Annotated in this window: 27 protein-coding genes; 5 read left to right on the top strand and 22 right to left on the bottom strand. The window is 35.0% G+C overall.

The genetic code is table 11. The features are described 5' to 3' along the window. Positions 1 to 62 precede the first annotated feature (62 nt). The 4 genes from lepA to gpr all read right to left on the bottom strand — a co-directional run bounded on the left by lepA (position 63) and on the right by gpr (position 4839). The gene (gene lepA, locus B5V89_RS03150) at positions 63 to 1895 is read right to left on the bottom strand and encodes a translation elongation factor 4 (RefSeq protein ID WP_108070449.1); all 1833 of its coding nucleotides are present in this window, start codon (positions 1893 to 1895) and stop codon (positions 63 to 65) included. A gap of 140 nt (positions 1896 to 2035) precedes the next feature. Next, on the bottom strand, positions 2036 to 2371 hold the full coding sequence (locus tag B5V89_RS03145) for a YqxA family protein (protein ID WP_108070447.1): 336 nt from the start codon (positions 2369 to 2371) through the stop codon (positions 2036 to 2038). Positions 2372 to 2408: 37 nt separating this feature from the next. Next, the gene (gene spoIIP, locus B5V89_RS03140; RefSeq protein ID WP_108070445.1) at positions 2409 to 3608 is read right to left on the bottom strand and encodes a stage II sporulation protein P; all 1200 of its coding nucleotides are present in this window, start codon (positions 3606 to 3608) and stop codon (positions 2409 to 2411) included. A 109-nt stretch (positions 3609 to 3717) separates the two neighbouring features. Beyond that, positions 3718 to 4839: a GPR endopeptidase gene (gene gpr, locus B5V89_RS03135; RefSeq protein WP_066227435.1), complete on the bottom strand. Its 1122-nt coding sequence runs from the start codon at positions 4837 to 4839 to the stop codon at positions 3718 to 3720. A gap of 261 nt (positions 4840 to 5100) precedes the next feature. Here gpr and rpsT point away from each other — a divergent pair, with 261 nt between their 5' ends. Continuing rightward, a complete protein-coding gene (rpsT, locus tag B5V89_RS03130) occupies positions 5101 to 5364 on the top strand; it encodes a 30S ribosomal protein S20 (protein ID WP_066227432.1) in 264 nt (87 codons plus the stop codon). A gap of 50 nt (positions 5365 to 5414) precedes the next feature. Here rpsT and holA read toward each other — a convergent pair whose 3' ends face one another. After that, positions 5415 to 6434: a DNA polymerase III subunit delta gene (gene holA, locus B5V89_RS03125; protein WP_066227429.1), complete on the bottom strand. Its 1020-nt coding sequence runs from the start codon at positions 6432 to 6434 to the stop codon at positions 5415 to 5417. A gap of 486 nt (positions 6435 to 6920) precedes the next feature. Between holA and B5V89_RS03120 the strand changes: the two genes are divergently transcribed. Continuing rightward, positions 6921 to 7055 carry a YqzM family protein gene (locus B5V89_RS03120; protein ID WP_066227426.1) on the top strand — a complete coding sequence of 45 codons (135 nt, stop codon included), beginning with the start codon at positions 6921 to 6923 and terminating at the stop codon, positions 7053 to 7055. Positions 7056 to 7153: 98 nt separating this feature from the next. On the opposite strand, the gene B5V89_RS03115 is transcribed toward B5V89_RS03120, so the two are convergent. From B5V89_RS03115 to B5V89_RS03105, 3 genes are all read right to left on the bottom strand, one after another. Next, positions 7154 to 9442: a DNA internalization-related competence protein ComEC/Rec2 gene (locus B5V89_RS03115; protein WP_181294596.1), complete on the bottom strand. Its 2289-nt coding sequence runs from the start codon at positions 9440 to 9442 to the stop codon at positions 7154 to 7156. Positions 9443 to 9471: 29 nt separating this feature from the next. Next, complete coding sequence (locus B5V89_RS03110) at positions 9472 to 9930, bottom strand: ComE operon protein 2 (RefSeq protein ID WP_066227421.1); 459 nt, start codon at positions 9928 to 9930, stop codon at positions 9472 to 9474. A 104-nt stretch (positions 9931 to 10034) separates the two neighbouring features. Continuing rightward, positions 10035 to 10652 carry a helix-hairpin-helix domain-containing protein gene (locus tag B5V89_RS03105; RefSeq protein WP_066227418.1) on the bottom strand — a complete coding sequence of 206 codons (618 nt, stop codon included), beginning with the start codon at positions 10650 to 10652 and terminating at the stop codon, positions 10035 to 10037. A 117-nt stretch (positions 10653 to 10769) separates the two neighbouring features. Between B5V89_RS03105 and comER the strand changes: the two genes are divergently transcribed. Next, a complete protein-coding gene (comER, locus tag B5V89_RS03100; protein ID WP_066227417.1) occupies positions 10770 to 11609 on the top strand; it encodes a late competence protein ComER in 840 nt (279 codons plus the stop codon). 64 nt (positions 11610 to 11673) lie between these two features. Here comER and B5V89_RS03095 read toward each other — a convergent pair whose 3' ends face one another. The 8 genes from B5V89_RS03095 to B5V89_RS03060 are packed head-to-tail and all read right to left on the bottom strand — an operon-like array spanning position 11674 to position 16696. Beyond that, entirely contained in the window at positions 11674 to 12420 is a 747-nt protein-coding gene (locus B5V89_RS03095) for a class I SAM-dependent DNA methyltransferase (RefSeq protein WP_108070441.1), read from the bottom strand. Beyond that, the gene (gene rsfS, locus B5V89_RS03090) at positions 12417 to 12773 is read right to left on the bottom strand and encodes a ribosome silencing factor (RefSeq protein ID WP_108070439.1); all 357 of its coding nucleotides are present in this window, start codon (positions 12771 to 12773) and stop codon (positions 12417 to 12419) included. The genes B5V89_RS03095 and rsfS overlap by 4 nt, the downstream gene beginning before the upstream one ends. Beyond that, entirely contained in the window at positions 12760 to 13344 is a 585-nt protein-coding gene (yqeK, locus tag B5V89_RS03085) for a bis(5'-nucleosyl)-tetraphosphatase (symmetrical) YqeK (RefSeq protein ID WP_108070437.1), read from the bottom strand. The genes rsfS and yqeK overlap by 14 nt, the downstream gene beginning before the upstream one ends. Beyond that, a complete protein-coding gene (locus tag B5V89_RS03080) occupies positions 13331 to 13906 on the bottom strand; it encodes a nicotinate-nucleotide adenylyltransferase (RefSeq protein WP_108070435.1) in 576 nt (191 codons plus the stop codon). The genes yqeK and B5V89_RS03080 overlap by 14 nt, the downstream gene beginning before the upstream one ends. 8 nt (positions 13907 to 13914) lie before the next feature. Next, positions 13915 to 14205 (bottom strand): ribosome assembly RNA-binding protein YhbY, encoded by a 291-nt coding sequence (gene yhbY / locus B5V89_RS03075; RefSeq protein ID WP_066227400.1) that lies wholly within the window; start codon positions 14203 to 14205, stop codon positions 13915 to 13917. Beyond that, complete coding sequence (gene aroE / locus B5V89_RS03070) at positions 14192 to 15043, bottom strand: shikimate dehydrogenase (RefSeq protein ID WP_066227397.1); 852 nt, start codon at positions 15041 to 15043, stop codon at positions 14192 to 14194. The genes yhbY and aroE overlap by 14 nt, the downstream gene beginning before the upstream one ends. Before the next feature lie 31 nt (positions 15044 to 15074). After that, entirely contained in the window at positions 15075 to 16175 is a 1101-nt protein-coding gene (yqeH, locus tag B5V89_RS03065) for a ribosome biogenesis GTPase YqeH (protein ID WP_235598271.1), read from the bottom strand. A 2-nt stretch (positions 16176 to 16177) separates the two neighbouring features. Continuing rightward, positions 16178 to 16696 (bottom strand): YqeG family HAD IIIA-type phosphatase, encoded by a 519-nt coding sequence (locus B5V89_RS03060; protein WP_066227390.1) that lies wholly within the window; start codon positions 16694 to 16696, stop codon positions 16178 to 16180. Between the two features lie 377 nt (positions 16697 to 17073). On the opposite strand from B5V89_RS03060, the gene sda reads away from it, so the two are divergent. Then, on the top strand, positions 17074 to 17214 hold the full coding sequence (sda, locus tag B5V89_RS03055) for a sporulation histidine kinase inhibitor Sda (RefSeq protein ID WP_066227387.1): 141 nt from the start codon (positions 17074 to 17076) through the stop codon (positions 17212 to 17214). A gap of 54 nt (positions 17215 to 17268) precedes the next feature. On the opposite strand, the gene B5V89_RS03050 is transcribed toward sda, so the two are convergent. Continuing rightward, positions 17269 to 18051, bottom strand: coding sequence for a phosphatidylserine decarboxylase (locus B5V89_RS03050; protein WP_108070433.1), 783 nt, complete (start codon positions 18049 to 18051; stop codon positions 17269 to 17271). A 125-nt stretch (positions 18052 to 18176) separates the two neighbouring features. On the opposite strand from B5V89_RS03050, the gene pssA reads away from it, so the two are divergent. Continuing rightward, positions 18177 to 18716, top strand: coding sequence for a CDP-diacylglycerol--serine O-phosphatidyltransferase (gene pssA / locus B5V89_RS03045; RefSeq protein ID WP_066227381.1), 540 nt, complete (start codon positions 18177 to 18179; stop codon positions 18714 to 18716). A 41-nt stretch (positions 18717 to 18757) separates the two neighbouring features. Here pssA and B5V89_RS03040 read toward each other — a convergent pair whose 3' ends face one another. The 5 genes from B5V89_RS03040 to B5V89_RS03020 all read right to left on the bottom strand — a co-directional run bounded on the left by B5V89_RS03040 (position 18758) and on the right by B5V89_RS03020 (position 25025). Further along, entirely contained in the window at positions 18758 to 20554 is a 1797-nt protein-coding gene (locus B5V89_RS03040) for a M3 family oligoendopeptidase (RefSeq protein WP_108070431.1), read from the bottom strand. Positions 20555 to 20911: 357 nt separating this feature from the next. Beyond that, entirely contained in the window at positions 20912 to 21634 is a 723-nt protein-coding gene (gene sigK / locus B5V89_RS03035) for an RNA polymerase sporulation sigma factor SigK (protein ID WP_108070429.1), read from the bottom strand. Between the two features lie 316 nt (positions 21635 to 21950). After that, the gene (locus tag B5V89_RS03030; protein ID WP_108070427.1) at positions 21951 to 22094 is read right to left on the bottom strand and encodes a YrzI family small protein; all 144 of its coding nucleotides are present in this window, start codon (positions 22092 to 22094) and stop codon (positions 21951 to 21953) included. Between the two features lie 367 nt (positions 22095 to 22461). Further along, a complete protein-coding gene (locus tag B5V89_RS03025; RefSeq protein WP_108070425.1) occupies positions 22462 to 24372 on the bottom strand; it encodes a DHA2 family efflux MFS transporter permease subunit in 1911 nt (636 codons plus the stop codon). A gap of 8 nt (positions 24373 to 24380) precedes the next feature. Further along, positions 24381 to 25025 (bottom strand): beta-barrel domain-containing protein, encoded by a 645-nt coding sequence (locus B5V89_RS03020; protein WP_066227369.1) that lies wholly within the window; start codon positions 25023 to 25025, stop codon positions 24381 to 24383. Between the last annotated feature and the right edge of the window lie 135 nt (positions 25026 to 25160).

Here is a 25160-nt window from a genome sequence, read left to right as displayed (position 1 = left end):
GAATGAAAGAAAAAGAGGGAGCTACGCATGACCTTAATCAGGCTTACTCCCTCGAATTATCTCTATTTCGTGTTTGTATCATCCATTTTAAGAACGGCCATGAATGCTTCTTGTGGAACTTCGACAGACCCAACTTGCTTCATGCGTTTTTTACCTTCTTTTTGTTTTTCAAGAAGTTTTCTTTTTCGAGAAATATCTCCGCCATAACATTTAGCAAGGACATTTTTTCGCATCGCCTTTATCGTAGAACGTGCAACGATTTTTTGCCCGATAGCAGCTTGTACTGGAACTTCAAATTGTTGTCTTGGAATAATTTCCTTTAATTTTTCAACGATTACCTTTCCACGTTCATAGGCAAAATCACGGTGAACGATAAAGCTTAAAGCATCTACCTTCTCAGCATTTAATAAAATATCCATTTTCACCAATTTTGAAGGTTTATAACCGATAAGTTCATAATCAAAGGATGCATATCCCTTCGTACTAGACTTCAATTGATCAAAAAAGTCATACACAATTTCCGAAAGCGGTATCTCATAGATTACATTAACTCGAATATCATCTAAGTATTTCATATCAATAAAGGTACCGCGCTTTGCTTGTGATAACTCCATCACTGCACCAACATAATCATTAGGGACCATAATTGAAGCTCGTACATATGGTTCTTCCACTTTCTCAATTTTTTGAGGATCAGGCATATTGGATGGATTATCTACATTTAATTCTTCGCCGTCGGTTAATGAAACTTTATAAATAACACTCGGTGCTGTTGTGATTAAATCGATTTTAAATTCACGTTCAATTCGTTCTTGGATAATTTCCATGTGAAGGAGACCAAGGAAACCACATCGGAAGCCAAACCCTAAAGCTTGTGATGTTTCCGGTTCAAATTGTAAGGACGAATCATTTAATTCCAGCTTTTCCAATGCATCTCTTAAATCATTAAATTTAGCTGAATCGATCGGATATAGTCCACAATATACCATCGGATTAAGTTTGCGATATCCCGGTAATGCGTCTGTTGCCGGATTCTTCGCACTTGTTATCGTATCACCGACACGGGTATCTCCAACATTTTTAATTGAAGCTGTTAAATATCCGACATCACCAACAGTTAGTTCATCACATTGAACTTGTTTCGGATCATGTACCCCAACTTCCGTTACCTCAAATTCCTTACCTGTTGCCATCATTTTTATTTTATCTCCGACTTTAACCGTGCCTTCTACAACACGTATATAAGCAACTACCCCCCGATAGGCATCGTACAAAGAATCAAATATTAATGCTTTTAATGGCGCTTCAGGATCACCTGTTGGAGCCGGGACTTTTTCTACTATTTGTTCTAGTATTTCTTCAATCCCGATTCCCGCCTTAGCCGATGCTAAGACCGCTTCAGAGGCATCTAGACCAATGACATCCTCAACCTCCTGACGTACCCGTTCAGGATCTGCAGCAGGTAAATCGATTTTATTAATTACTGGTAATATTTCCAAATTATTGTCTAATGCAAGATAAACATTCGCTAATGTTTGTGCTTCAATTCCTTGCGCAGCGTCAACAACTAGGATTGCCCCTTCACAAGCAGCAAGGCTTCGAGAAACTTCGTACGTAAAATCGACATGTCCGGGTGTATCGATTAAGTGTAATATATATTCATTTCCATCTTTTGCTCTATATTTTAATTGCACTGCATTTAATTTTATCGTAATCCCGCGTTCACGTTCTAAATCCATGGAATCTAATAACTGTGCCTTCATTTCGCGGGCAGTAAGAGCATTCGTTTTTTCTAATATACGATCAGCCAAGGTTGATTTCCCATGGTCGATATGGGCTATAATAGAAAAATTGCGAATCCGTTCTTGCCTTTTTAATCTATCTTCATTATTCATTTTTATCTTCACTCCTGTTAAACGCCACATGTAAACTATTTTTGATTATATCAGTAGGAAATATAAGATTCAATTGAATTATATGTTGGAGAATCAAGAAAATAAAAAAGTGTACTCCTTTTTCGAATACACTTAAATAGCTATATGAAGGAAGAAATAAGTTGAATCACCTTTTCAGTGAGACTAGAAATGATATTTGCTATCGTTTTTCCTAGAGATGAGAAAAAATTAAAAGCATGTATTTCTTTTAATTTTTCATGTTTCTTTTCTAGGTCATGAGAAGAAACGTTTTTCCCTAATACAGATGCTTCTACTTCACCGTTCTCCCTTTCTTCAAACGTTAGAGGTGATTTGAAGCGCTCATCATGATAACCTTTCATTTCTACCATACTTACATTTGCTTTTTGCATCCCCATTAACACACCGATGAATAAAGCTGCGCACAATAGCACACATTTCAGCATAAAACGCTTCATAAGCAAATCACCCCTTTAATACGTCTTCATTCCCTCGCTATTTCGCTGCAGGAGGATCAGACTGATTTCCATTAACTTTTTCAGCTTGCCAATAATATTCACTAAATACATCTGCAAGTGCAGCAGTAGTACGGTACATTTCATCAAAAGTGTTATCCACCCCACCAACCTCTATTAGGAAAGCATTGCCAGATAAATCTTGATTAAACTTTCCATTCGTTAGCGCTCCTTCTTTTTTAATAACCCCTCTAGACAAACCTTTATAATTTTTCTTTAATCGATTGTCTAATTGTTTCGCTAAGTGTGCATTTTTTTCATAGTTTGGATTATTCCCACCAATTACAAATGCGATTTTCGCATATGATTTACCATTAATTGAGATCGTCGTATCCTTTTTTCTTCGAGAATCCCGATGAATATCGATAAAATATTGAAGATTTCTGTTCCTAGCCATTGCTGTTTGTACTAATTCACGTGATTCTTGATACGATTGAGGATATTTCCATCCTTTTGCCAACAATTCACTTTGAACATCCGTACTGTCCACCAATGTTCCAATTCCTCGATCTTCTAATTGTTCTTTTAACTTTATTCCTAACTTTGTCACGTTTACTTTGGAATGCTGTGCAGCGTTTGGATCGTCTACTCCATCTAAATAAGGTAAGAAGGATTCACGAGTATGTGTAAAATAAATAAATACAGAAGGTTTATCACTTTTAGATAAAACCTTTTTGTCCTTTTTATTATCTTTTTCATCTAAATGTACATTGTTTTTTAATTTTGGATCTTTTTTTGATTTAAAAACTTTATCTGAAGGTACCGATTCTATTGGCAGATTGGTGAAATTAGTCCCTTCACCTGCAACTAATATTTCACTATCAAAAAAAGTAAAGCCCGGAAGTTCTCTACCCAAAAAACTTCTTGGATCTTTAAAGCTTATATTTGTAGCTGAATTTAATAAAATAGTAAAAATGCTTGGAGGCTTCTCTCTTGAAGAAATTGACGCATTAATCATTTGAGTATCTGCTGCCAAAAACTGAAATAATAGTTTACTCGATATGTTTTTCGTTGCTTTGTGAATAATCGTTGAATTCACCTGATATCCCGGCTTTAGCGAGGATATAATCCCAGATAGAGAAAACATGATAATGAATGTTAATATACAAATAAACCCTGCTTTAATAACAGTAGAAATATTAACAGTAAGAACATAGCTACGATTTTTGAAGGATTTCATTGTTCCACCCTTTCTAGTAATTTTATAAGTAATGTATGTTTTTACTAGAAAAAGTAGAACAAATTAGAAGAACGATTTACATTTATTAATATAAGATCGTACTATACTCCTATCTCGTTTTATAGCCAACATTTTCCTGATTCACTGCATGATGGAGGCTGGAATTTAAGCCTGTAGCTAATAGATTCGCCATATCTTCTATAAAAACATCTACTTCCTTCGGAGTTACCATTAGGTTATGGCCAAGGGGGGCTAACACCTCATGAATTAATGTTCGCTTTTCATCCTCATCAAGTGTGCCAATAATCCCCATAAACATTTTTCGATGCTGTTCCCCTGGTAGATCATCCTCTGTTAATTCCCGCTTTTCTCCAAATGTCATTCCCGATGGCGCTAATGAACTGGATGGCCGATTTCCTTCTTTCATTTCTCTACCAAAATGTTTTAACAAATAATCAATCGTATCACTTGTAATAGAGACAGCATCTACAACGGTTGGAACACCAATAGCAATAACAGGTACTCCCAATGTTTCTTTACTTAGCTCTTTTCTTTTATTTCCTACACCTGACCCGGGATGAATTCCGGTGTCAGAGATTTGAATTGTTGCGTTTACCCTTTCGATAGAACGCGATGCAAGCGCATCAATAGCAATAATGAAATCGGGCTTGGATTTTTCAACTACTCCAAAAATAATATCGCTAGTTTCTATCCCTGTTAGACCCATGACCCCGGGTGCTATCGCGCTAACTGAACGGTAGCCCTCCTCGACATTCTCAGGCTGTAACGAAAATAAATGACGAGTGACGATGACATTTTCACAAACAAGAGGACCTAATGAGTCGGGTGTAACATTCCAATTTCCTAAACCAACGATTAAACAGCTTGCATCACTTGGAATATTGGAGGATTGTAAAAATCGACTAAATTCCTTTGCAAATACCTCTTCCACTTGTTGTTGTAAGTCGGCATCTTGTTGGCGGATTCCTTGCACTTCAATTGTTAAATAATTCCCTGCCTTTTTGCCGATTGTTTGTTCCGCCTGCTGTGTAATCTCAACACTGGAGATTTTAATTCCTCCTTCTTCCCTTTCCTTAACTATTACTCCTTCTATATCCGTCCCTTTTTCATTCTTCTTTGATTTCTCTTCTACTGCCATATCTTTCGCTTCAACAGCTAAATCGGTTCGTACTGAATATAAGCTTAAATCAAGTTGATTATCTTTTGTCATCGGAAATAACCTCCTTATGTAAACATAAACATTGGTGGAATATTTTCTACATACTGTTTATCTTTTCCTATTTTATATAAATTCATTCATTTATTATGGATGTAATCGCTATTAAACCTCACTACAATTCATGAGAGAATTTGTTTTTTCAGCTGTAAGTATTGCATTATCAAGGTTCGTTTGATAAAATATCACTTGTTCTTATTGTTAAGGATTGTGAAAGTCGAGTAATAATGTTGTTACTCGTAGGAGGTGAAAGAAATGCCAAATATCAAATCTGCAATCAAACGTGTAAAAACTAGCACTGAAAGCAATGCACACAACTCTGCTATGAAATCAACTATGCGTACTGCTGTGAAGAAATTCGAAGCTGCTGTTGTAAATAAAGATGAAAACGCAAAAGACCTATTAATTACCGCTGTTAGTCAACTTGATAAAGCAGCATCAAAAGGTCTTATCCATAAAAACACTGCGGACAGACAAAAAGCACGTTTAATGAAAAAATTAAACACTGTAAATGCATAATAAATTGGTCTGTAACTGAAAAAAAACGATCCTAAACGAGGATCGTTTTTTTATGCACTTTTACTCAGTTTAAAAAGAAGCATTTCGATAATCATTACCTTGTTCATGCCGCTTGTCTTCATTTGGTAATCACTGTCCGCACATAATAACATGATTCTTTTCAACTCTTCTTCTGAAAATAATTTAGCTTGTCCTGCAGCAAGTTTTATTCGAAAAGGATGAACTTTTAAATAAGAAGCCATTTGCTGCTGTCCATATCCCCTTCTTTGCAGTTCCTTCGTTTGGTAAAGCAGGCGAAATTGATTGGCTAGTATTGATAATATTTTAATCGGTTCTTCATTTTGTTTTAAAAGATCATAGTAAATTCTTAGCGCTTCATTTATTTTTCGATGGACTACTTTATCTACTAAGGAAAAAATATTTTGTTCTAATGATCTTGATGTAAGATTTTCTACTGTTTCACTACTAATAGCATTTGAAACACCTACAAATAGTGAGAGCTTATCAATTTCAGCTGAAAGCATCATCAAATTTGTACCCGCTAAAGTTATTAATAAATCTACAGCATTATCATCTATTTGAACTCCATTTTCCGCCACTTTTTGGAACACCCATTTTTTTAGATCCATTTCATTTAATTTCTTAGCTTCTAACAGGGCTGCTTGTTTCTTTAATTGTTTCGTTATTTTTTTTCGTTCATCAAGTTTTTCATAAGGAGCAATTATAACTAAAACGGTATAGGGAGGCGGATTTTGTATATATTCTTCCAGTTTTTGAATATTGTGTTCGACACGTTGTTTTCCCTTTTCAGCGGTAAGAAAAAAAGCATTATGTAAGAAAATTAATCTTTTTTCACCCATAAATGGAAACGTTTCAGCATCCTCTAGTGCTACCTCAATAGAGGTCTCCTCAAGGTCGTAATTAGCTAAATTAAAGTCCATTTCCTCATCTGTTAACACATTATTCACTAATTTTTGTTTTGTCTCATTGATTAAATAGCTTTCTATTCCATATAATAGATATATCGGTGAAAATTGCTTTTTCTCAATCTGTTTCCATAAGTCAATCATCTGGAATCCTTCTTTCTAAAGGAATTATATATACTATCGTAAAAAAGGAAATGGTTTTTGACAAGTATTATGTCTAGAAAAGCGGAAGCGCCTGGTCAGCCCCGACAAGCAAATGTTCTTCAACGAAAATCTGCCTTTTGATTTTCCAAAAAGGAAAGTTGGCTTTAAAACTTCCCTACAAAAAAAGTCCGCTCTTTGACTTTTTTTGCCGAAGGTTATTTGACCTCGAGGGGCTAGGCGCTGGAGCTGGACAGTGAACAAATTAAAGGGGACTCGCTCCGCTCAAGAAGACAAATCCCCAAATCTATAGTTAACGTTGATAAAAAAGGCCTAGGAAACTTCTTTATCAACGGTAGCCACTAAATATATTTTCACCGAATTACTTAAAAGTATATGTGTAAACTCTTGTCAATGTAGGCATTTGATTGATATATAGATTTTTTTAATCAAATAGTCTATACTAAAGTGGTAATAGGAGGGGTAGTTGTGAACCAATTTGAAAAAGATGTACAGTCAAAGCGCAACGATGCTATCGATTCGGGAGTTGGCTTTGGTGTTTCATTTGCACTTTTTGCTGTTATGTTCATCATCGCAACTGTCATCAAATTTGTCGGCGAATAAGATGAATTTGTGAGGGAGTTTGCTCTTATGCAAACTCCCTCTTTCATTTAATGAATCCTTTCATGTATCATTAATCCGATAAGTTTAACTACTTTATTCTATGGAAGAACAGTATGAAAGGTTCCTTTATTTTGATAAAATTTATATTGAATTGCCCCTTGCTGATCTGTACGAAAAATTTGGATATGGTGATTAGCCAGCAAGGCAAGAACTTCTGGCCGGGGATGGCCATATCGATTATTTTTGCCGGCAGAGATGATGGCAAATTTAGGTTTTAATGCGTTAATAAACGCTTCCGAAGTTGAGCTTATACTTCCATGATGCCCAACTTTTAGTACATCAATTTCAAATTTGTAGTTGTTTAAAAGTTCCATTTCCCCTTGTTCTTCTAAATCTCCAGTAAATAACCATCGTTTTCCCCCTACTTGTGCGTACAGCACCAATGAATCATTATTCCCTTCGTATGAATCATCAAACGGAGAGACAAACTGAAAAACTCCCGACGCATTCGACCATTTTGCTCCGGCTTTTACGACCTTTATCGGGATATGATGTTTTTTCGCTGCATCTAGTGTATTGTTCATTAATGGTTTCTCCCAAGAGTCGGGCGACAAAAAAATTTGCTTAACTGAAAGATTCTCAATTATTTCTTTTGCAGCACCAATATGATCTGCATCACTATGTGTTAATACCATTTTATCAATTGTTGTTATTCCTTTACTTTTTAATAAAGGTATAATAATATCATTGCCAATTTCAAATTTCTTTGTCCTATTCTTCCATTCATCTTGTTGAAAATCCATTTGACCACCCGTATCAATTAAATAGGTACCTCGATGAAATGGAAGACGAATTAAAATGCTATCACCTTGCCCAACATCAATAAATGTTACTTCACCAATTGGAGAGTATATTTGGCATGTTTTAATCAGCGTAATTACAAAAACAAGAGGGACTAATGATTTTACTACCGAATAGCCTTTTTCTAACATAAAAAACATCCATTGTGATGTCACGATCAGTAATAATAATACGATTATACCCGGCTTTCCAATAATTAAAACTGACCCTTTTACATCAATTAATTGACCTATCTTCTCGGATAGGAAAATCATCCAGCCGGAAACCTTCTCGAAAATAGTGAAAATAGGAAAATAAATAAATGCAGAAATATACGTAATAATTAATAATGGCAAGACGATAAATGTATAAAAAGGAACATACATAACATTGCTAATAACACTTATAATAGAAAATTCAAAAAAGTGGACAGCCAAAATCGGAATAGCCGCTACTTGAGAAACGAAAGAAACCATCATTGATTTTGTTAAATAATGTTTATACATTGGAAGGATAGATTTAGAAGCTAAAATAATTGAAAAACAAACGGTAAAGGATAACTGAAAGCCAATATTAAAAAGGATAAAGGGATCCTTTACGAGAAATAGTATAAAACTTATCGAGAGTGCATCTAATGAGGAGAACGGAGATTTCTTTTGCATTGAAATAATTACTAACATTGACATGCTTGCTGCACGTACTACCGGAGGATTCGCCCCGGTAAGTAATGTATAAATGGGGAGAAGAGCAAGTAGCGCATAGCTTGCAAACTCTCTTGAAAATCCAATTCGAATAAGAAGATAAAAAATCGCTGCAGTGATTATACTTACGTGAAGACCGGAAATAGCTAATAAATGAACAATCCCTAATCGTTGATATAAAGAATAAATTTCATCATTAAAACTGCTGCTATCACCAAATATTAGTGCTTTCGCATATGGAGCAGTTTCTTTAGAGAATGAATGATCTATATTTTTCATCCCTTGTTCTCGAAGTTGCTTTATCTTCGTTATTATATTTTTATTCGTATCTTTACATCCTATTAATGTTGACCCATTTAATATCCAGTGAATATTATTTCTAAATAAATATTGTTTATAATTAAATAGGTTTTCATTTCTGTTAGGCTCTGGTTGAATTAACTCGCCGGTTATTGTACAATATTGTCCATTTTTTATCGTATTTTTGAGTCTTTCTTTTTCTTCTTTTGTTTGAATTTTATATTTTAATACAATCTTTTCATTTTGTTTAGTTTTGACGATTGATTTTAATTGATTTCCGTCAATTTGTGGAGTTTCGTTAAAAAAAACAGTAAACGTTGTTTGGGAGGGATTTAGAACTGTGGATCGATGCTCGTACATCCAAAAGCTGATCAAAATAAATAGAACATAAACAATAATCGAGGAATAAATTAAATAACGTTTTTTAAAGAAGATAATTCGAATCCAAATTAAATGAAAAAGGATAACAAGCCCCCAATGGATGTCCAATGAAATAGAACAACCAGAAAGAGCCACAATCGCCAAGAACACCCAATAACCTCTCATAGTACCTCCTTTAATTAGGATGGAGTGATTCATTTTTCCACAATATTAGCGAAGATAGTTTTATCAAATGGAACTTGTTCGACATGTACACCCGCTTTATCATATAATTCACTTGCATATGGATGATTTTTGTAATCCTCTGCATAATAGACTGATTTAATCCCAGCTTGAATAATCGATTTGCAACACTGCAAGCATGGGTAATGAGTCACATAAAGTTCAGCATCTTTAGTAGGAACACCGAATTTTGCACATTGCAAGATCGCATTTATTTCGGCATGAATCGTTCTTACACAATGATTATCAATCACATAACACCCCTCATCAATGCAATGCTCTCCACCTGCAATTGAACCATTATAACCGCCTGCAATAATTCGTTTATCACGTACAATCGTCGCACCTACCGTCAATCTAGTGCAAGTACTTCGATAGGATAATAGATGACTTTGCGCCATAAAATATTGATGCCATGAAATTCTTTCCATATTTTTCTTCCTTTCAAGCAAGTATTCGACAAATTCCCCTATTGCATATAGTGTAGCGTCAACTATCTTTATTCGTCAAACAATAAATTATGGCTTAGGATTGACTAATCCACTGTAATAGCATCCTTTAACTTTTCAAATGTTTTATCCCCTATGCCGGTCACATTTTTAATGTCCTCTATTCTTTTAAATAAACCTTGCTTCTCCCTATACTCGATAATAGCTGCAGCTTTAGCTGGACCAATTCCCGATATAGTTTGGAGTTGTTCACTCGTCGCATTATTTATATTCACTTTTTCTGTACCATCAACAGAATCTGTTGGACTATTTAGGGAAATATCCGGTGTTTTTTCACCGATTTTCGGAACGTAAATCACCATCTCATCTTTTATTTTTTGTGCTAAGTTCACTTTCGATTGATCGGCCTTTTTCTTAAATCCGCCTGCTCTCGTTATAAGATCTTGAATCCGTTCATCAGGTCTTGCTTCATATATACCCGGGTTCATCACCTCTCCTTTAACATCAACAACGATTCTGGACAACTCATTGCTGCTTTCTTTTTCTTCTTGAGGTTTTCCGGTTTCTTTTTCAATAAAAGTATTTGAAAATTCATTGCTGTCGTTTATCTCATCATGAGAATTATTAACAAAAAGATAAAATGCAACAGCTAAAATTCCAATTACGATAAGTGGAAACTTATATTGTTCAACAATTTTCCTCAAACTAATCACCTCTATTTTTAATTTCATGAATACTGACAGATATGGAAACATAGAGTTTTATGAGTAGATAACTAAATTTGGATGGATGTAGGATATAGAATTCAAGGAGTGTTGAAAATGAAAGTAGGTATCATTGGAACTGGAAACATGGGGAGTATACTTGTTGAATCATTTATACATGGTAAGGCAATTTCACCTTCCGATTTCTATATAACTAACCGAACTCGGACGAAAGCGGAAATCCTTCAAGATAAGTATCCAACGATACATGTTTGCGAAAATTCGGCTGATGTCATTAAACATTCGGAGTTAATCTTTATTTGTGTTAAACCACATGACATATACCCATTAATAAAACAAAACCAACCTTTATTTACTACTGATAAATGTGTTGTTTCAATTACGAGTCCAATATCTGTCGAACAATTAGATTCGGTTTTAGATACAGCTTGTGCAAGAGCAATACCGAGTATTACGAATCGAGCATTGTCGGGAGTTTCCTTACTTTCTTTTAGTGAAAAATGCGATGAACATTGGAAAAGAAAAATACAAGAGTTATTTTCCTACATTTCTAAACCGATAGAAATTGACCAAAAGATTACAAGGGTGTCCTCAGATATCGTCAGTTGCGGACCAGCTTTTTTTAGTTATATTTCGCAACGATTTATTGATGGGGCAGTGGCAAAAACAGATATTGATCAAACAACGGCAACAATCTTAACCGGTGAAATGTTAGTAGGTCTAGGTGAATTACTTAAAATTGGGTACTATTCATTGCCAACCTTACAAGAAAAAGTATGTGTTAAAGGCGGAATTACCGGAGAAGGTATTAAGGTTCTTGAGGCAGAGCTTGGCGATGTATTTGAAAAACTTTTTGAAGCGACACACGAAAAATTCAAAGAGGATTTAGAGTTAGTGAACAAGCAATTTACTAATAATACTTTCGACAATCATTGAGAAATTCCTTCAAAAAAAAGTCGGTTTTCAAAAAATATTTTTGAAAACCGACTTTTAGTCATGTTTATTTTTTCCTACATACAAAAAAGATTCTTTCCGAATCCTCTTTTGGTTTTTCATTTGCAAAATCAGCTGAGGCTTCAAGAACGTCAAAACCCGCTTTATTCAACCATAAATGGTAATCATCTTCAGTATATGTTCTTTGTTTATGTAGTTCATCAAATCTTGAATATTGATCTGTTTTTTCATCCAATACGAAAAAAGTTAATTCATGTTCAACCGAATACGGATTTTCCCCTTCAAAACAATTCCATATGTATGAAACTTCGTCCTCAATTTCCGTAAACGTTTGATTGGAAAAAATATGCTCCATCTTATAAATCGAATGAACGTCGAAGAAAAGCAAACCATTCACCTGTAAATGATCATGAATTCTCTTAAATGTTTCTTGCACTTCATGAGGAGAAGACAAGTAGTTTAAAGAATCGCAAAAAACAGTAATAACATCATATACTCCAAGTCCCTCTAACTGACACATATTTTGTTGAAATAAGCTTAGTTGAACAGACTCCTTACTTGCTTTTTGACTGGTAACCATTAACATATCTTCAGACAAATCAACACCTGTAACTTGATAGCCTAATTTGGCTAATCTTATTGACAATTCGCCGGTGCCACATGCCAAATCCATTACTTTCTTTCCCGGAGCATTATATGTGTCCGCCTTTTTTTGGAAGAATTCTAACCATTTGTCATATGGGACATCTTGCATAAGGAAATCATATACATAAGCAAAGTCCCCATAATTCATGGTGTTAGCTCACTTTGAACATCTATAGTTGGTGCATCACCCCAAAGGCGTTCTAAATTATAATATGTACGTTCATCACGATGGAATACGTGGGCGACAACATCTCCAAGATCGATTAACACCCATTTCCCTTCATCATAACCTTCCATTCTTCTTACATGATAGCCCGTTTCCTCGGCCTTATCTTTTAGCTCATTAGCAATTGCTTGTACTTGCTTGTCTGAGTTCCCATGACAAATTAAAAAATAATCAGCAATTAGTGAGATTCCTTTCATATTTAAAACGACGATGTCCTCTGCTCGTTTATCATCTGCTGCTTTAACTGCCGTCAATAATAGTTCATTTTTCTCCATGCATGTATCTCTCCTTTTTCATGACGATATCATTATATAATTCAAAAGTATCCGGGTACACAGCTTGATGTTTACTTATCAAAAATTGAATCGTATTTCGTACTGAAAACAATAATGCTTCATCCAAATCTTTATCAGCTATTTTTCTTGCTTCCTCCACTCCGGGAAAACTCCGGCCAGGTTCAATATAATCGGCAATATAAATGACCTTTTCCAGATCAGTCATATTCTTTCTGCCGGAGGTATGATAACGAATGGCATCCAATATATCTAAATCTTGAATTCCAGCTTCTTGTTGAACTAAATAAGCTCCAACAGGTGCATGCCATAATTCAGGATTATAGCGGAGTAGTTGTTCATCAAACTTTTGCTGTACGATAATCTGTTTCATTTCATCTAGTGGACGAAATTTTGCATAATCATGAAAAATTGCCGCCAATTCAGCCTTTTTTACATCCACTCGATATTTTTCAGCTAAGTGAACAGCCGTTTCCGCCACTCCTAATGTATGGATATAGCGCTTTTCAGTAAGTTGTTCGGCTACTAATTGTAAGGCTTTATTCCTTTCCATATAATTCGTGCTCCTTTATATATTCCACGACTTCATCTTTTACTAAATATTTGATGGATTGGTTCATCTGAATCTTATTTCGAATAATCGTCGAGGATAAATTAATTTCGGGAATTTTAATATTTATTATTGGATATTGGGTTTGTTCTGAATGGCCGGGCCTATTTACTCCTACAAATTGGACTAGCTCGCTAAGCTTTTCAATATTGTACCACTTCGGTAAATATTCAATCATATCCGCACCAATAATAAAGAAAAAATCCACATCTGGTTCTCGCGACTTTAACAACTTCATCGTGTCATATGTATATGAACGTCCATCCCTTTCATATTCAATGAGTTCAATGGAAAAATGAGGGTGATCTGCAATTGACATCGAAAGCATTTTTTTTCGATCCTCATTTGTCACATTACTTTTCCGTTCTTTATGGGGTGGTTCTTGATTTGGCATGAAACGTACTTCATCTAACTTTAAAGCCTGCCAAACTTCATTTGCCACAATTAAATGCCCAAGATGCGGCGGATCAAATGTGCCACCTAAAATTCCGACTCGTTTCTTCATAATACTACCTAGGGAAGCGTGATTTGCTTATTTTCATTTGATTCTTTATAAAGGACAATCATGTTTCCGATAATTTGAACTAACTCGGCTTTTGATCCTTCTGATAGACTTTTTGCTACAGTATCGCGATCTTCATCACAATTTTGCAAAATACTTACTTTGATTAATTCACGAGCTTCTAGTGCCTCTGAAATTTGTTTAATCATATTATCATTCACTCCGCCTTTTCCAACTTGAAAAATAGGATTTAAATGATGGGCCTTTGAACGTAAAAATCGCTTTTGTTTACCTGTTAACATGAATATTTCCTCCTAAATGATTTGTTACTATTTTTTTCATTCGATTAATATTTGGAGTTTGACTGGTCCATTTCTCAAAGGCGATCGCCCCTTGGTAAATAAACATTCCAAGTCCATTACTAGTTGTAGCACCTTTTAGCTTTGCTTCTTTTAAAATCATCGTTTCAAAAGGATTATAAATAATATCCACTACATGTGTACCCGGTTTTATATTATGTATTGAAATCGGTGAGACAGTAATATTCGGACTCATCCCGATAGATGTCGTCTGGATTAGTAAAGTGTATTCCCCTAACTTTTCTTCTGCTTCCTCCATCAACAATACATTTGTCCGCGAAGGAAAAGGGCAGGACTGAACAAGTTGTGTCGCACGTTCAGGTGTACGGTTACAAATATCAATCGTTCGTACGCCATCATAAACAAGCGAATAGAAAATTGCCTTTGCTGCACCGCCTGCTCCAATAATTAATACCTTTTCATTTTCAAGATCCGTTTTCCATTCTTCTTTTAATGCACGAATAAATCCTAATCCATCAGAATTATAGCCAACTAATTCATTCTTTTCGCGGACAACGGTATTCACTGCACCAATTGCTTTTGCTAATGGATCAATTTTGTCTAGTAAAGGAAGAATAGTAACTTTATGGGGAATGGTCACATTAAAACCATTTATTCCAAGTGCCTTCATTCCTTTTACTGCATCTGTTAAATGACTAGGAGTAACATGAAAAGGATAATAAACATGATCTAACTGTAAAGATCGAAATGCATCATTATGCATTAGCGGTGACAAAGAATGTGCAATTGGATCTCCGATAACCCCATATAAGTTTCCCATAGCCATTACCCCTTTTAATGATATTTATTGTCTATATAAGTGATGGCCTAATCATCACGTTAACGCCTTTTGGTACGTATGCAGCAATCTTTGCCCCCGGCTCATTGATGGTTACCCACCCAAGTCCGGAAAAGACAATATCCGTTTTCCCCTCTTTAATCATAAATTCATGACGGACTAACTGAGGAAATTCGTCCAAATCATTTTTTCTTGGAGGTTGCAGCATGTCCCCAACATGTTTCTCATATAGTTGATCAGCATTATCTACTTTCGTCCGATGAATTTTCAATTCATTAGATACGTAACAAACAAGTGATCTTCTTCCACCAGTTAGGTAATCTAAACGTGCCAGCCCACCAAAAAATAATGTTTGTCCTTCATTTAATTGAAAAATGGTTGGCTTAATTTCTTTTTTCGGTGTAATGACCTTTAAGTCTTTCTTATGAACGAAATGGGCCATTTGATGATGATTAATAATTCCCGGTGTATCAATTAATGCACTGCCGTCACTTAGTGGAATTTCAATCATATCCAATGTTGTACCCGGAAAGTGAGAGGTTGTAATCACATCATTTTCCCCAGTAACATTTTTTATAATTCGATTGATAAACGTAGATTTCCCGACGTTTGTACATCCAACTACATAGACATCCTTACCTTCCCGATAATGATCTATTGCCTCCATTGCTTCATCAATGGAATGACCTTTTGTCGCGCTGACGAGCAGAACATCCACTGGCTGAAGTCCTAACTGTTTCGCCTGTTGTTTCATCCAGTTTGTAAGCTTAGCACGCTTAACAGATTTAGGCAATAAATCTTCTTTATTACCGATAAGAAGGATTGGATTCTTTCCGACAAAACGATGAAGACCAGGTAACCAGCTTCCATTAAAATCGAAGATATCAACGATTTTAACAATTAACCCATCCATGGTTCCAAGACCATTTAGTATTTTTAAAAAATCGTCGTCAGTAAGCGATACATCCTGTACCTCATTATAATGTTTTAAACGGAAACAACGCTGGCAAATTAATGTTTCCTTATTTAAACTAGACGGTGGAGCGTAACCAAGTTCATTCGGATTTTCTGTTTGTACGGCTACTCCACAACCAATACACGTATATTCTGTCAATGTTAATCCTCCCAATTAATTAATCCTTTTCGCTTAAACGATGACATGATTCGTCTTTCTATTTTCCGATTAAAACGAGTCATGAATCCATCAGATTGTGCCACAGGAATTACAAGGATCGTATAAAAACCACTACGGTTTCCACCAAGTACGTCCGTAAGTAATTGGTCACCAATTACAACGGTTTCTTCCTTCCTAACCCCCATCAATTTAACTGCACGATTAAAAGCCTTTGTTAATGGTTTCCTCGCCAAAAAAATAAAGGGAATACCTAAAGGATCGGCAAATTCCTTTACTCTTTTTTCATTATTATTCGATACAATCGTTACTTGGATATTATGTTTTTTCATTTCTTCAAACCATTGAATGAGCTGAGGTGTTGCATTTGGTCTATCCCATTCCACTAATGTATTATCTAAATCGGTAATAATCGCTTTAATCCCTTTTTCTTTTAGTGATTCTGGTTTAATGAAGAAGACATTTTTTACATGTTCATTTGGCAAAAATTTTTTCAACAACAATCATAGACACTCCAATCTAAATTCAACGAACATATGGCCTACAAAAAGAAATTTTTATTACACTTTATCATACCAATTTTAATTCCTTATTCAAAATAAAAATACAATATTAAAACTTAACACTAAAAAATTTCGACAAAATCCATCAAATCCCAACACTGTGGATAACTTTATACACAAAATTCACATTGTCTTATCTACCTTAAAAAGATTTATGTACAAATTAATCACAAGTTATCCACTTCTCTTTGTGGATAAAAAGAACGCTTGTTCTCTACGTTTATCTCTGATAGAGTTAGGGTACAACATGATTAACATACTAGTTTATTTATAATGAATTAACTTTAGAACACTTTTTTTGGAGGTGATGGCTTATAATGAGAAAATTATCAGATGAATTATTAATTGAATCCTACTTTAAAGCAAAAGAATTAAAGTTAAGCCAGGATTTTATACGCCTCTTAGAATCGGAAATTCATCGACGCTCTTTATCAAACCGCATGAAGCTGTCTTCGTAAATATGATCCCTACTAATATGTAGGGATATTTTTATGTGTGAAAGTCATGCTTCCTTAATCAATTAAATATCCTAACAGCTCACCCATTTTTACATCTTTCGGTGTCTGGATGTCTTTATTTAATGAAAAAGTGTTCTTTTCGAATAAAAGGACAACTGTTGAACCAAACGAAAAATAGGCAATTTCCTCTCCTTTTACCCATGTATCGGACAAGGCTGTGCATTCTACAGAATTAATAAACATAGCTCCAACTTTTACGATAAGCAAGGATCCCTTATTATGATCCACCTCGGATACCACTCGATAATTTTTAGCTAGTGGTGACCGTCCATATTTTAACCCAAGCCGATTTACTGGATATGATTTCGTCCCTAAAGCGTACTGCTTAATAAGCTTTCCTGTGACGGGACTATGGATCCGATGATAATGTTTAGGACTTAAATATAGGATGATAAAATCACCACCAATATATTTATCAATCTTTGTCTTGTCACCGATCATTTCTTGTATGGAGTACGATTTGCCTTTAACGATGATTTCTTTGCTGGCGGTTATCGTACCATAATCCTCGATGACTCCGTCTACCGGGCTCGTAACAGCATTCTGATCTTGTGTAATTTCACGTGCATGTAATTTTAACTTTCGAGTAAACAAATCATGTAATGTTGAATATGTATGTAATTCATTCATCATTTCATCTTGATTTAATTCATATAATTTAGCATATGATTTAATAAACGGCTTACTTATTTTCGATTGTGTAAAACTCTTTAGCAGCTTTGATAAAAATTGGTGATTGGTTAATTCAATCAAGAAACGATAAATCCATTTTTTCAAGACTTTTCCTCCACTTTTTAAAATATCCTCTTAACTTTAAGGTTTTTTCACTATATAATAAAATATTATTATATAATAAAATAGAAAAATGTTAATCCTTTAATTTTTACAGGAGGTGAAAACAGTTGTTTCATTCTAATGTTATCGATCAAACAATCAAAAAACTAAGATCTCAAACCGCAAACTTACTAACTCTATTAAATTTAGGATTAGGCGGATTTGCTACATTGGTTGCAATAAATGGACAATTAAATTTAAGTGTTATTTTAATATTTATTGCTGCACTTGCCGATCGTTTTGACGGCTTAATCGCAAGAAAACTAAATATAGAATCCGATTTGGGTAAACAATTAGACTCCATGAGTGATATTGTTTCATTTGGTGTAGCACCGGCCATTTTATTATATCAAGGAGTATTGCATTCATTTGGTTATCCTGGTTTATTTTTCACTGTCTTTTATATTGGCTGTGGTGCATTCCGATTAGCTCGCTTTAACATTACAGAAAGCAATGGATTTTTTACTGGTCTACCAATTACTGCTGCAGGCTGTCTTGCTACATTAAGCTATCTTGCATTACCAATCCTTCCATCGCATTTATATCTATTTATTATTCTTATTTTAGCACTTTTTATGATTGCTTCATTCAGATTAAAAAAGTTTTAAGAATGACAAATGAAAAGCCGGCTTCGAAAGCCGGCTTTTTGTTAGTTCTTTGTCGCTTCTAAAAATTCGTCAATATCTTTTATACAAAGCTTTACGCCTTCTTCCCAAAAATCGCGTTTAGAAAGGTCAACATTCAAATGTTTTTTAGCGAGGTCTTCAACTTTCATCGAACCTGTATCTCTTAACAAAGCCATATACTTATCCTCATATCCCTTTCCTTCTTTTTGTGCTTGCGCATAAATACCTAATGAAAATAAATAACCAAACGTATATGGGAAATTATAAAAAGGAACACCAGTGATAAAGAAATGAAGTTTTGAAGCCCAGAATAATGGATGATACTCTTCAAGGCAGTCACCATATGCTTCTTTTTGTGCTTCCAACATTAGCTCGTTTAGCCGATCTTTTCCAACAATCCCTTTTTTCCGTTCTTCGTAAAATTTAGTTTCGAATAGGAAACGAGCATGAATATTCATAAGTAAAGCAACCGTACGCTGAATTTTATCTTCTAAAAGTGCCAATCTTTCTTCATCGTTTTTCGCGTTTTTCACGGAAGCGTCCGCGACGATCATTTCAGCAAAAGTAGATGCTGTTTCAGCGACGTTCATTGCATAATTTCTATTTAACGGATGGACATCCTTTAATGCATACGAATGAAACGCATGTCCAAGCTCATGTGCAAGGGTGGAAACATTTGAAGGGGTACCGGAATAGGTCATAAATATTCTTGACTGACCGCTTACAGGGAACGACGTACAAAAGCCTCCGGGACGTTTTCCTGGGCGATCCTCCGCTTCAATCCAGCTATCTTCAAAAGCTTTTTTCGTAAACCGAGCCAATTGGTCTCCAAATTCACTGAAATGCTGAATAATAAACTCTGCTCCTTCTTGATAACTAAAATGACTATTTACTTCTCCGATTGGAGCATCTAAATCGTACCAGCTGAGCTTTTCAACACCTAATAACTCCGCCTTTCTTTTTAAATACTCTGTCAGTGGCTTTTTAAATTCACTAATGACTTCCCACATACTTTCTAACGTTTCTTTCTGCATTCTGTTATAGCTTAATGGTTCTTTCAATACTTCATTCCATTTTCTATTTTCGTATATAGAAAGACGGAAACCAGCTAAATGATTCAAAGTTGCAGCAAAAAGTTCAGCCTTTTCATCCCATGCTTTCTCCCAGTTTTCAAATATTTTTGCACGAACATTTCGATCTGGATGGGAAAATTTATTATGTGCTTGACCTACGGATAACTCAACAACTTCACCATTTTCCTCATATGGTATTTTTACTTGGCTCACTAATGTATCGTACATTTCGCCCCACCCGTGGTACCCATCAACACTTAGAGCATTAATTAACGCCTCCTGTTCTTTTGGAAGCATTTCTTTAGCCTTTTCTCTTCGCTCATTTAAAACAAAATATAATTCTTTTAATTCATCCATTTGAAGAAGCTGATGCCAATTTTTCTCACTAATCGTTTTTAATTTATCATCGAAAATCGTTAATATTGTGTTTAGCCGAGCGAGATGATTTGAAACTTTCCCTCGAAGTTCGTTCGCCTTCGTATCATGCATATTTTGGGCTTGCAAACAATTAACAAAAGCTCCTGCTTGCCTTAACATTTGAGAATTTGTTTGTAATGAATGTAAAAGCATAAGAAAATCATTTTTTTCTCGTAAAACGTTTGAAGCATCCCATTTTTTTACCTCAACTTCAAATCCTGTCATTGCCTCATTTATTTCTTTTAAAAAACTTTCAAATTCCACTGAGTGACTTCCATCCTTAAAGAAAACATCTAAATCCCAAGTTAATGTATATGCGGCAGTAGTCAAAGTATTTCCTCCCTCGTATGTATATTCGTACCTTCCTATTATAAAGGAACTACCCGAATTTTTCTAATATTTGAAATGAAATAGAAACCGAAATGTAATATTCACAATTTTGCCACCGATTCGAAAAGATCTGTTCAATTTTGTCTCATCCAAAAATATGCGTGTATGATACATTTAAGGTAAAGAAGGATCACTTAAAAAGGAGTGAAAAACATGTTTGCTGTCGTTATCGGACTTGTTCTTTGTACTGCCGTTGCCTTAGTTATTAGTGCTGAAGTTACCGTTGAAATGGAGGGATAACGATTATCCCCATAGAAACAACAAGAGTGAAGCAAGGCTGCCCTAAGACAGCCTGCTTCACTCTTGTTGTTTCTTTTTCTTTTCTTTCTCCGCACGATAGAATTCATGAAACATTTTCATGAGTGCTCTTTTTTCGATTCTTGATACATAGCTTCTAGATATCCCTAATTCTTTCGCTATTTCACGTTGTGTTTTTTCTTTTTGTAAGTCGAGGCCAAATCTGCCGATAATTACTTCCTTTTCCCTTATATCAAGAACATCAATATATTCCTTTACCTTTTCTAATTCCATACTTAATTGAATCGTATCAAAAACATCTTCCGTATCTGATTTCAAGACATCAATTAATGAAATCTCATTTCCTTCTTTGTCCTGGCCTATTGGATCATGAAGGGACACATCTTTTTTTGTTTTCTTTAGGGCTCGTAAATGCATGAGTATTTCGTTTTCAATACATCTTGCGGCATATGTGGCTAGTTTGGTTCCTTTCCCTTCTGAATAGCTTTCAATCGCTTTAATAAGCCCAATCGTCCCAATTGATATTAAATCCTCGACATCCTCACCTGTATTTTCAAATTTCTTCACTATATGGGCGACAAGTCGAAGATTGTGCTCAATCAAAATGTTCCGGGCTTCTTCATCGCCACCAGCCATTTGTTTTAAATATTTCCGTTCATCGCTGGCTGAGAGCGGCTGAGGAAAAGCATTATTTTTCACATATGACACAAGAAATACGAGCTCTTTAAAAAGATAACCTATTGCTGTTAAGATTCCGGACATTTTTCTCACCTCCGTTAGGCTTCTGCCTATTACTAATGCTTATGTAAGTCATTAGTTGTTCGTGTCTGTCCTATTTAGAAAATTATTAGGAAATATATTCCTGTTCTTATTATAAAAAAAGTTGATCCGTATTATGGACCAACTTTCTCTTTGCGTTTATGAAATGATATCGTTAATAGCATGATTTGTAGAAACAATTGATTCACTCCTATTCATTATAACTAGGTGGAATCTTTCTCCACCCAGAAAGAATTTAATCGTTTATTTTGAAAAATGTTCATCGTCATACTCTCCCTTCTTATTTTATTTATTAAAATTACAGAACTCTTGTAAAAATTTCATTATGCTTCATTTTGTATTGTTCAATAATTTTATTAATTCTTTCTTCATTCATACATTCTTCAATTGTTTTCGTTCTCTTTTTAATGGTTACGGTAATAAATATAAGATTCAATGTCATGGTATTCACCTCCTTTAAAGAATTTTTAATGAAATAAAAAACCGCAGGAAAACATGATTCCCCTGCGGTAATAGCTAATAAATGGCAGCAAAAAGCCGCAGGAATCATTCTCCCTGCGGCACAAAATATCAGTTAAATTAATACACAACTAATTTCGGCAAGGTCGAATGGATAATACGTATTAAGTTTTTGCTAACAAATAAGGCAACTAATTTTTTCACAGTAATCGACCTCCCTTTTCAAGAATATTTTGCTTATGTAGGTAAGTATATCCAAAATGAATGGTTTTGTAAACATTATTTTAAAAATTTTTTAAAATAAATAAAAAAACCAAAGAAGATGCAAGTTCTTCTTTGGTTTTTCCAAATTATTTACTTGTAGATGTTTTCGATCGTTTAATAAAGAATGCTAGTATTAATGCAACAGCAGCAATTCCTGTTGCTACAACAAACGCATCATTAATTCCACTTATAGTCGATTGCTGCATTACCTTTCCGTAAATGGTGCTGGTCGCTAAGCTGTGACCTACTTGCGAAGGCAGCCCAGTCATACCTGCTAAGCCTTGACCAAGCTCATTCAACTTATTAGCTAAATATCCATTGGAACTCGTAATAACATTTCCAAAATTAGCTTCATGATAAGAAGAACGGGTGGACATTACTGTGACTAAAAAGGCTGTTCCAATACTACCTGCAACCGTTCTAGCAGTGTTGGAAGCAGCTGTTCCGTGACTTGCTAAGTGCAGTGGTATTTGATTCATCCCTTCTGTCATAACCGTTGTCATTAAGAACGACATCCCGAAAGATCGTAAAACGTAAAGTAACATAATATGCCCATACGTAGTTTGCATTGTTAATTGGGTAAATTGCCATGTAGTAAGCACCGTAATAATTAAACCAATAATGGCCAATGGTCTTGAGCCGACACGGTCAAACAGCATGCCGGATATTGGAGACATGATTCCCATGACGATTGCACCGGGCAACATGAGGATTCCAGATTCTAACGCTGTGAAACCTCGAATGTTTTGTAAGTAAATCGGTAATAAAATCATTGCTGCGAACATGGCCATATTGATGACCATACTAATTACTGTTGTTAAAGCAAAAATATCATATTTGAACACCCGAATATCTAACATTGGTTTATCCGTAGTCAATTCGCTCCATACAAACAAGATTAGGCCAATGATACCGATGAGCAACGACACAATTACAGTAACACTGCTCCACCCATTATTACCTGCTTCACTAAATCCATATAAAAGGAAACCTAATCCAATTGCTGAAAAGATAAAACCTGCTGTATCAAATTTAGGATTCGTTACTTTCGTAACATCCTTCATCCATACAGCTGCAATAATTAAATCCAAAATACCAAATGGAACAACAATATCAAATAACACGCGCCAAGAGTAGTGTCCAATTAACCAACCTGAAAGTGTCGGTCCAATGGCAGGTGCAAAAATCATCGCTACCCCCATAATTCCCATTGCCGCTCCTCGCTTTTCCGGTGGAAAAATGGTTAACATAACGGTCATTAATAACGGCATAATGACACCTGCTCCGGCTGCTTGTATTACACGACCAACCATTAGTAATGAAAAACTTGTGGAGATCGAGCAAACAAACGATCCAATGGTAAATGCCAACATGGCAAAAAGTAATAATTTCCTTGTTCCTAATTTTGCAATTAAGAAAGCGGTTATCGGAATAAAAATTCCGTTAGTTAGCATGTAGCCGGTTGATAGCCATTGAACTGTATTTGCAGAAACATTCAAATCATTCATTATATGCGGAATAGCCACATTTAAAAGGGTTTGATTGAGAATGGCCACAAATGCACCTAGCATAACTGCTACAATGATTTTTCCTCTAGTACCTTCAAATTGATTTGCATCGGGGCTTCCTTGACTAGGACGCTGTACCGGCTTATCAACTGGTTTTTCTTCCGGTTCTTCTTCCGGTTCTTCTTCTGCTTTTTCTTCCGGTATTGCTTTATTTTCTTCGTCATTTACTAAACCTTCTGGATCTGTTACATATTCTAATGCCGGTTCTGTATTAGCAGATGTTTGAAGGGTTTCATTAATTATTTCATCAGTTTCGGTTATTTCATTACTTTTAATTTCTTCTTGTAGTTGGTGGTTTTCCGCCTTTTCAGTTTGTACGGTTTGTGGATTTTGTAATTGTGGTCTTGCTTTATTCTTACGTAATAAGAAATTCGCTATAAACAATACAATCACTGAAATCAGAATATAACCTGCGATATATATTGACATGTCATCACCTACTTATGAATTCGCACAGTCACATTCATACCAGGAACTAAATCAAGATTGCTATCAATTGATATTTTGACAGGAATTACTTGTACTTCCTTCGTATAATTCCCTGAAGCATTATTACTTGGTAATAATGAGAAAGTTCCTGCTGTTGCTAAACCGATTTCTTCAACTTTACCTTTTATTGTCGTATTTGGAAATGCATCAACATAAATATCTACATCTTGGCCAATTTCAACATCATCAATTTTTGTTTCCTCAATATTTGCTGTTACCCATAATTTTGTTAAATCATAAGAAATGGCAAGCGGTGAACCTGCAGCAACGACTGTATTTTTTACTCCGCTTGTTTGTACAATCGTTCCGTTAGCCGGAGCTTTAATGTCCATATTAACGGGACCATTATCTCCCATTGTTTGTACGGTTCCAATTTTATCGTTTTTTGAGAATGTATCGCCAGTTTTTGCATTCCAATCAACTAATTTTCCACTTGCTGGTGAAGCAATACTTACTTGTTGTCCAGCAATTTGCGCGTTATCTGTACTTAAATAAGTAACTGAACGATTATAAAAATAATAACCAGTAAATCCCCCACCAACTAAAATTATTAGTAAAATCACGTTAACTAAAATCATTCGTTTTGCATTCATAGATGACTTGTTCCTCCCTAACTAGTTAATTTACTTGTGAATTATAGCTTTTTAAATGTCGTTTTATTTAAATACTTTAACCTTTTTTTACTCATTTAAACGGAGTGTGGATTTGAGAAAATGATTTTAGCACTG

Source organism: Heyndrickxia sporothermodurans, from assembly GCF_003055045.1.
In the GTDB taxonomy this organism is placed as follows: Bacteria; Bacillota; Bacilli; order Bacillales; family Bacillaceae_C; genus Heyndrickxia; species Heyndrickxia sporothermodurans.
Note: the sequence above shows the minus strand (reverse complement) of the source record. Positions and strands in the feature narration are given on the sequence as shown.

Bases quoted from the DNA above. Each gene is read 5' to 3' on its own strand.
- lepA (WP_108070449.1), bottom strand. From the start codon at position 1,895: ATGAATAATGAAGATAGATTAAAAAGGCAAGAACGGATTCGCAATTTT.
- rpsT (WP_066227432.1), top strand. From the start codon at position 5,101: ATGCCAAATATCAAATCTGCAATCAAACGTGTAAAAACTAGCACTGAA.
- yhbY (WP_066227400.1), bottom strand. From the start codon at position 14,205: ATGTTAACAGGTAAACAAAAGCGATTTTTACGTTCAAAGGCCCATCAT.
- B5V89_RS03095 (WP_108070441.1), bottom strand. From the start codon at position 12,420: ATGAATTATGGGGACTTTGCTTATGTATATGATTTCCTTATGCAAGAT.
- holA (WP_066227429.1), bottom strand. From the start codon at position 6,434: ATGATTGACTTATGGAAACAGATTGAGAAAAAGCAATTTTCACCGATA.
- B5V89_RS03110 (WP_066227421.1), bottom strand. From the start codon at position 9,930: ATGGAAAGAATTTCATGGCATCAATATTTTATGGCGCAAAGTCATCTA.
- B5V89_RS03020 (WP_066227369.1), bottom strand. From the start codon at position 25,025: ATGAATGCAAAACGAATGATTTTAGTTAACGTGATTTTACTAATAATT.
- B5V89_RS03115 (WP_181294596.1), bottom strand. From the start codon at position 9,442: ATGAGAGGTTATTGGGTGTTCTTGGCGATTGTGGCTCTTTCTGGTTGT.
- sigK (WP_108070429.1), bottom strand. From the start codon at position 21,634: ATGTCCGGAATCTTAACAGCAATAGGTTATCTTTTTAAAGAGCTCGTA.
- gpr (WP_066227435.1), bottom strand. From the start codon at position 4,839: ATGACAAAAGATAATCAACTTGATTTAAGCTTATATTCAGTACGAACC.
- sda (WP_066227387.1), top strand. From the start codon at position 17,074: ATGAGAAAATTATCAGATGAATTATTAATTGAATCCTACTTTAAAGCA.
- B5V89_RS03025 (WP_108070425.1), bottom strand. From the start codon at position 24,372: ATGTCAATATATATCGCAGGTTATATTCTGATTTCAGTGATTGTATTG.
- yqeK (WP_108070437.1), bottom strand. From the start codon at position 13,344: ATGGAAAGGAATAAAGCCTTACAATTAGTAGCCGAACAACTTACTGAA.
- spoIIP (WP_108070445.1), bottom strand. From the start codon at position 3,608: ATGAAATCCTTCAAAAATCGTAGCTATGTTCTTACTGTTAATATTTCT.
- comER (WP_066227417.1), top strand. From the start codon at position 10,770: ATGAAAGTAGGTATCATTGGAACTGGAAACATGGGGAGTATACTTGTT.
- rsfS (WP_108070439.1), bottom strand. From the start codon at position 12,773: ATGGAGAAAAATGAACTATTATTGACGGCAGTTAAAGCAGCAGATGAT.
- B5V89_RS03030 (WP_108070427.1), bottom strand. From the start codon at position 22,094: ATGACATTGAATCTTATATTTATTACCGTAACCATTAAAAAGAGAACG.
- B5V89_RS03145 (WP_108070447.1), bottom strand. From the start codon at position 2,371: ATGAAGCGTTTTATGCTGAAATGTGTGCTATTGTGCGCAGCTTTATTC.
- aroE (WP_066227397.1), bottom strand. From the start codon at position 15,043: ATGGGAAACTTATATGGGGTTATCGGAGATCCAATTGCACATTCTTTG.
- B5V89_RS03080 (WP_108070435.1), bottom strand. From the start codon at position 13,906: ATGAAGAAACGAGTCGGAATTTTAGGTGGCACATTTGATCCGCCGCAT.